This window comes from Pseudomonas sp. B19(2017) (assembly GCF_002113165.1).
In the GTDB taxonomy this organism is placed as follows: Bacteria; Pseudomonadota; Gammaproteobacteria; order Pseudomonadales; family Pseudomonadaceae; genus Aquipseudomonas.
In genome coordinates, this window is the sequence record NZ_NEJR01000038.1 from 1 (window position 1) to 6,073 (window position 6,073).

A 6,073-nucleotide genomic window follows, 5' to 3' on the forward strand; every position below is an offset into this window, starting at 1 on the left:
CGACGGAGCACTGGTGTTGCCGGCCGGGTCGGTTGCCGTAGCGTTGACCACGGTTCCATTGGCCAGTGGCGTGCCGGGGGTGAAGCTCCAGTTGCCGCTGCCATCGGCGATGGTCTGGCCGATCGGGTTGCCGCTGCCGTCGGTGAGGATGACCCTCGCTCCAGCTTCGGCGGTACCACTGATTTCCACGCCGTTGCTCGGTTCGACCACTGGTGCAGCCGGAGCAACCGAGTCCACCGTGGTGCTCGACGGCACGCTGGTGTTGCCGGTCGGGTCGGTTGCCGTGGCGTTGACCACAGTGCCATTGGCCAACGGCGTGCCGGGGGTGAAGCTCCAGTTGCCGCTGCCATCGGCGGTGATCTGGCCGATCGGGTTGCCGCTGCCATCGGTCAGGGTGACGGTGCTACCCGGTTCTGCGGTGCCACTGATCGTGATGCCATTGCTGGCGTTGACCACGGGTGCGGCCGGAGCCTGCGAATCCACTGTGGTGCTCGACGGGATGCTGCTGTTACCGGCTACGTCCTGGGCCACCACATTGATTACTGTGCCATCCGCAATCGGCGTGGCCGGGGTGAAGGTCCAGTTGCCACTGCCATCGGCCGTCACCTGGCCGATGGGATTACCGCTGCCGTCGGTGAGGGTCACGGTACTGTTCGGCTCGGCGGTACCACTGAGGCTGCTGCCGTCACTCAGGTTGATGATCGGCGCGGCCGGGGCGATGGCGTCAACGGTGACGCTGGCCGGCCCGCTAGTGTTGCCGGCCGGGTCCTGGGCCACGGCATTAATCACCGTGCCATTGGCCAGCGGGGTCGAAGGCGTGAAGGCCCAGTTGCCACTGCCATCGGCAGTGGTCTGACCTATCGGGTTGCCGCTGCCGTCGGTGAGGATGACCCTCGCGCCGGCTTCGGCGGTACCACTGATTTCCACGCCGTTGCTCGGTTCGACCACTGGCGCGGCCGGGGCCACCGAGTCCACCGTGGTGCTCGACGGTGCGCTGGTGTTGCCGGTCGGGTCGGTTGCCGTGGCGTTAACCACAGTGCCATTGGCCAACGGCGTGCCGGGGGTAAAGCTCCAATTGCCGCTGCCGTCGGCGGTGATCTGGCCGATCGGGTTGCCGCTGCCATCGGTCAGGGTGACGGTGCTACCCGGTTCTGCGGTGCCACTGATCGTGATGCCATTGCTGGCGTTGACCACTGGTGCGGCCGGAGCCTGCGAATCCACTGTGGTGCTCGACGGAATGCTGCTGTTACCGGCGGCGTCCTGGGCCACCACATTGATTACTGTGCCATCCGCAATCGGCGTGGCCGGGGTGAAGGTCCAGTTGCCACTGCCATCGGCCGTCACCTGGCCAATCGGATTGCCGCTGCCGTCGGTGAGGGTTACCGTGCTGTTCGGCTCGGCGGTACCGCTGAGGCTGCTGCCGTCGCTCAGGTTGATGATCGGTGCAGCCGGGGCGATGGCGTCTACGGTGACGCTGGTCGGCCCGCTGGTATTGCCGGCCGGATCGGTCGCCGTGGCGTTGACCACGGTGCCATCGGCCAGGGGGGTCGAAGGTGTAAAGGCCCAGTTGCCGCTGCCATCGGCGGTAGTCTGGCCGATCGGGTTGCCGACGCCGTCGGTGAGGATGACAGTTGCGCCAGCTTCGGCAGTACCGCTGATTTCCACGCCGTTGCTCGGCTCGACCACCGGTGCGGGCGGCGCCACGCCGTCCACGGTAATCACCGCCGGCGCACTTTCGGTTCCACCAGGGTTGCGCGCCACCGCGTTGACCACAGTGCCATCCGGCAGCGGAGTGCCGGGCGTGAACGACCAGTTGCCGCTGCCGTCGGCGGTGACCTGGCCGATCGGGTTGCCGTTGCCATCGGTGAGAATAATGGTGTTGCCCGCATCGGCGGTGCCGCTGATCACCGAGCCGTTGCTCGGCTCGACCTGCGGAATCGATGGCAGCGACGAGTCCACGGTAGTGCTACCGGGGTTGCCGGTATTGCCGGCGGCATCGGTCGCGGTGGCATTGACCACGGTGCCATTGGGTAGCGGCGTGACTGGAGTGAAGCTCCAGTTGCCACTGCCATCGGCCGTTGCCTGGCCGATCGTATTACCACTGCTGTCGGTGAGGGTCACCGTGCTGTTCGGCTCTGCGGTGCCGTTGATCACCGCGCCATTGCTCGGGTTGACCACTGGCGCAGCGGGTGCGAGCGCATCCACCGTAGTGCTGCCCTGCGGGCCGGTATTGCCGGCCGGGTCCTGGGCCACGGCGTTGATCACCGTACCGTTGGCCAGCGGCGTACCCGGCGTGAACGACCAGTTGCCACTGCCATCGGCGGTGGTCTGGCCGATCGGGTTGCCGCTGCCATCGGTCAGGATGACGGTGCTGCCTGGCTCGGCGGTACCGCTGATTTCGCTGCCGTTGCTCGGTTCGACAACCGGCGCGGCCGGGGCCACCGAGTCCACCGTGGTGCTCGACGGTGCGCTGGTGTTGCCGGTCGGGTCGGTTGCCGTGGCGTTAACCACGGTACCGTTGGCCAGCGGCGTGCCGGGGGTGAAGCTCCAGTTGCCGCTGCCATCGGCGGTGATCTGGCCGATCGGGTTGCCGCTGCCGTCGGTCAGGGTCACGGCGGCGCCGGCTTCAGCCGTACCGCTGATGGTCACGCCGTTGCCTGGATTGATGACCGGCGCGGCAGGTGCACTGGAGTCGACAGTGACCGTCGCTGCCGGGCCGGTGTTGCCCGCCAGGTCGCTCGCCGTGGCATTGACCACTGTGCCATTGGCCAGCGGCGCGGCTGGGGTGAAGCTCCAGTTGCCACTGCCATCGGTGGTGACTTCGCCAATCGGATTACCGCTGCCGTCGGTGAGGGTCACCGTACTGTTCGGCTCGGCGGTACCGCTGAGGCTGCTGCCATCGCTCAGGTTGATGGTGGGCGTGCCTGGCGCCACACCGTCCACCGTGGTGCTGCCCTGCCCGCTAGTGTTGCCAGCCGGGTCCTGGGCCACAGCGTTGACCACCGTACCGTTGGCCAGCGGCGTACCCGGCGTGAACGACCAGTTGCCACTGCCATCGGCGGTGGCCTGGCCGATCGGGTTGCCGCTGCCATCGGTCAGGATGACGGTGCTGCCTGGCTCGGCGGTACCGCTGATTTCGCTGCCGTTGCTCGGTTCGACAACCGGCGCGGCCGGGGCCACCGAGTCCACCGTGGTGCTCGACGGTGCGCTGGTGTTGCCGGTCGGGTCGGTTGCCGTGGCGTTAACCACGGTACCGTTGGCCAGCGGCGTGCCGGGGGTGAAGCTCCAGTTGCCGCTGCCATCGGCGGTGATCTGGCCGATCGGGTTGCCGCTGCCGTCGGTCAGGGTCACGGTGGCGCCCGCTTCAGCCGTACCGCTGATGGTCAAGCCGTTGCCTGGATTGATGACCGGCGCGGCAGGTGCACTGGAGTCGACAGTGACCGTCGCTGCCGGGCCGGTGTTGCCCGCCAGGTCGCTTGCCGTGGCGTTGACCACGGTGCCATCGGCCAGCGGCGTGGCTGGAGTGAAGCTCCAGTTGCCACTGCCGTCGGCCGTCGCCTGGCCGATGGGATTACCGCTGCCGTCGGTGAGGGTCACGGTACTATTCGGCTCGGCGGTACCGCTGAGGCTGCTGCCGTCGCTCAGGTTAATGGTGGGCGTGCCTGGCGCCACGCCGTCCACCGTGGTGCTGCCCTGCCCGCTGGTGTTGCCAGCCGGGTCGGTCGCCGTGACGTTGACCACAGTGCCATTGGCCAGTGGCGTAGCGGGCGTAAACGACCAGTTGCCACTGCCATCGGCGGTGGTTTGGCCGATCGGGTTGCCACTGCCATCGGTCAGGATGACGGTGCTGCCTGGCTCGGCGGTACCGCTGATTTCGCTGCCGTTGCTCGGTTCGACAACCGGCGCGGCCGGGGCCACCGAGTCCACCGTGGTACTCGACGGTGCGCTGGTGTTGCCGGTCGGATCGGTTGCCGTGGCGTTGACCACAGTGCCATTGGCCAACGGCGTGCCGGGGGTGAAGCTCCAGTAACCACTGCCGTCGGCGGTCACCTGCCCGATCGGGTTGCCGCTGCCATCGGTCAGGGTCACGGTGGCGCCGGCTTCAGCCGTACCGCTGATCGTGGTGCCATTGCTGGCGTTGACCACTGGTGCGGCCGGAGCCTGCGAATCCACTGTGGTGCTCGATGGAATGCTGCTGTTGCCGGCTGCGTCCTGGGCCACCACATTGATTACTGTGCCATCAGCAATCGGCGTGGCCGGGGTGTAGGTCCAGTTGCCGCTACCATCGGCCGTCACCTGGCCAATCGGATTACCACTACCATCGGTGAGGGTTACCGTGCTGTTCGGCTCGGCGGTACCGCTGAGGCTGCTGCCGTCGCTCAGGTTGATGATCGGTGCAGCCGGGGCGATGGCGTCAACGGTGACGCTGGTCGGCCCGCTGGCATTGCCTGCCGGATCCTGGGCCACGGCATTGATCACCGTACCGTTGGCCAGCGGCGTACCGGGCGTGAACGACCAGTTGCCGCTGCCATCGGCGGTAGTCTGGCCGATCGGGTTGCCGCCGCCGTCGGTGAGGATGACAGTTGCGCCAGCTTCGGCGGTACCGCTGATTTCCGTGCCATTACTCGGCTCGACCACTGGCGCCGCCGGCGCCACGCCGTCCACGGTAATCACCGCCGGCGCACTTTCGGTCCCACCAGGATTGCGCGCTACCGCGTTGACCACAGTGCCATCCGGCAGCGGAGTGCCGGGCGTGAACGACCAGTTGCCGCTGCCGTCGGCGGTGACCTGGCCGATCGGGTTGCCGTTGCCATCGGTGAGAATAATGGTGTTGCCCGCATCGGCGGTGCCGCTGATCACCAAGCCGTTGCTCGGCTCGACCTGCGGAATCGACGGCAGCGACGAGTCCACGGTAGTGCTACCGGGGTTGCCAGTATTGCCGGCGGCATCGGTCGCGGTGGCGTTGACCACGGTGCCATTGGGCAGAGGCGTGGCAGGTGTAAACGTCCAGTTGCCGCTGCCGTCAGTGGTGACCCCACCAATGGGATTACCGCTACCGTCGGTGAGCGTCACGGTGCTGTTCGGCTCGGCAGTACCATTGATCACGGTGCCGTTGCTCGGGTTGACCACTGGCGCAGCGGGTGCGAGCGCATCCACCGTAGTGCTGCCCTGCGGGCCGGTATTGCCGGCCGGGTCCTGGGCCACGGCGTTGATCACCGTGCCATTAGCCAGCGGGGTCGAAGGTGTAAAGGCCCAGTTGCCGCTGCCATCGGCGGTAGTCTGGCCGATCGGGTTACCACTGCCATCGGTCAGGATGACGGTGCTGCCTGGCTCGGCGGCACCTCTGATTTCGCTGCCATTGCTCGGTTCGACCACCGGCGCGGCCGGAGCCACCGAGTCCACCGTGGTGCTCGACGGTGCGCTGGTGTTGCCGGTCGGGTCGGTTGCCGTGGCGTTAACCACAGTGCCATTGGCCAACGGCGTGCCGGGGGTGAAGCTCCAGTTGCCGCTGCCATCGGCGGTGATCTGGCCGATCGGGTTGCCGCTGCCATCGGTCAGGGTGACGGTACTACCTGGTTCTGCGGTGCCACTGATCGTGGTGCCATTGCTGGCGTTGACTACGGGTGCGGCCGGAGCCTGCGAATCCACTGTGGTGCTCGACGGAATGCTGCTGTTGCCGGCTGCGTCATGGGCCGCCACATTGATTACTGTGCCATGACCAATCGGCGTGGCCGGGGTGTAGGTCCAGTTGCCACTGCCATCGGCCGTCACCTGGCCAATCGGATTGCCGCTGCCATCGGTGAGGGTTACCGTGCTGTTCGGCTCTGCTGTACCGCTGAGGCTGCTGCCGTCGCTCAGGTTGATGATCGGCGCGGCCGGGGCGATGGCGTCAACGGTGACGCTGGTCGGCCCGCTGGCATTGCCTGCCGGATCCTGGGCCACGGCATTGATCACCGTACCGTTAGCCAGCGGGGTACCCGGCGTGAACGACCAGTTGCCACTGCCATCGGCGGTGGTCTGGCCGATCGGGTTGCCGCTGCCATCGGTCAGGATGACGGTGCTGCCTGGCTCG

Annotated in this window: 1 protein-coding gene; it reads right to left on the reverse strand. The window is 67.1% G+C overall.

Going from position 1 to position 6,073, the window contains the following annotated elements; genetic code table 11:
* Positions 1-6,073: Ig-like domain-containing protein (locus CAF70_RS25880; protein ID WP_143491959.1), on the reverse strand; the 6,073-nt coding region annotated here is incomplete at both ends.